This is a genomic window from Klebsiella sp. X1-16S-Nf21 (genome assembly GCF_002837615.1).
In the GTDB taxonomy this organism is placed as follows: Bacteria; Pseudomonadota; Gammaproteobacteria; order Enterobacterales; family Enterobacteriaceae; genus Klebsiella; species Klebsiella variicola.
Window position 1 is genome coordinate 1 of the sequence record NZ_PJDK01000152.1, and the last position, 1202, is coordinate 1202.

Annotated in this window: 1 protein-coding gene; it reads right to left on the reverse strand. The window is 67.4% G+C overall.

Features of this window, described 5'->3' with window-relative positions:
• Nucleotides 1-1202, reverse strand: a 1202-nt coding sequence (locus CW267_RS29795; protein WP_101148719.1) for a pyruvate carboxylase subunit B, incomplete at both ends; no start/stop codon positions are given.

Genomic DNA, 1202 nt, shown 5'->3' on the forward strand with positions numbered 1-1202 from the left:
AGGCCGGGCTGCGGGAACAGGGCCACGGTGAGCACGTCGTCGATGGCGTTTTCGGCAAGGGTGATGCCTTTCTCCTGCGCCTGACGTCTGACGTCGGCTTCCAGCTGCGCCAGCTCCGGCTTCAGCAGGTCGGCCGGGCGGCAGGTCACCGGGTCAGCGCCCTCGAGCACCCGCGCCTGCAGGGCGGCGTTCACCGGCGCAGGGGTGCGGCCGTACTCACCCTTCAGGATACCGGCGGTCTCCTTCGCGATGGTTTTGTAGCGCTCGCCGGTCAGGACGTTGAGCACCGCCTGGGTGCCGACAATCTGCGAGGTCGGGGTCACCAGCGGGATGAAGCCGAGGTCCTCGCGCACGCGGGGGATTTCCGCCAGTACCTCATCCAGACGGTGGGCGGCGCTCTGCTGCTTCAGCTGGCTTTCGAGGTTGGTGAGCATCCCGCCCGGAACCTGGGCGACGAGGATACGGCTGTCGGTGCCCTTCAGCTGGCCTTCGAAGGCGTGGTACTTCTTACGCACCTCGCGGAAGTACGCCGCAATGCTCTCCAGCTTGTGGATATTGAGGCCGGTGTCGTACGGCGTGCCGGCGAGGGTGGCGACCAGCGCCTCGGTGGCCGGGTGGCCGTAGGTGGCGCTCATTGAGGAGATGGCGGTGTCGACGCCGTCGACCCCGGCTTCAATGGCCTTCAGCAGCGCCATCTCCGCCATCCCGGTGGTGGCATGACAGTGCAGGTGCAGGGTGACGTCGTAGCGCTTCTTGATTTCGCTGACCAGCTCAAAGGCGGCCCCCGGCGTCAGAATGCCGGACATGTCCTTGATGGCGACGGAGTCAACGCCGGTCTCCAGCAGCTGTTCGGTGAGGTCGAGCCAGGTCTGCAGGGTGTGCGCCGGGCTGGTGGTGTACGAAAGCGTACCCTGGGCGTGGGCGCCGTGGCGGCGGACCGCCTGCAGGGCGGCCTGCATGTTGCGCGGGTCGTTCATGGCGTCGAAGACGCGGAAGACGTCCATGCCGTTTTTGACGGCGCGCTCCACGAAGCGCTCCACCACGTCGTCGGCGTAGTGGCGGTAGCCGAGCAGGTTCTGGCCGCGGAGCAGCATCTGCAGCGGGGTCTTCGGCATCGCCTTTTTCAGCTCGCGCAGGCGGACCCACGGGTCCTCGCCGAGGAAGCGGATGCAGGCGTCAAAGGTGGCGCCGCCCCAGCACTC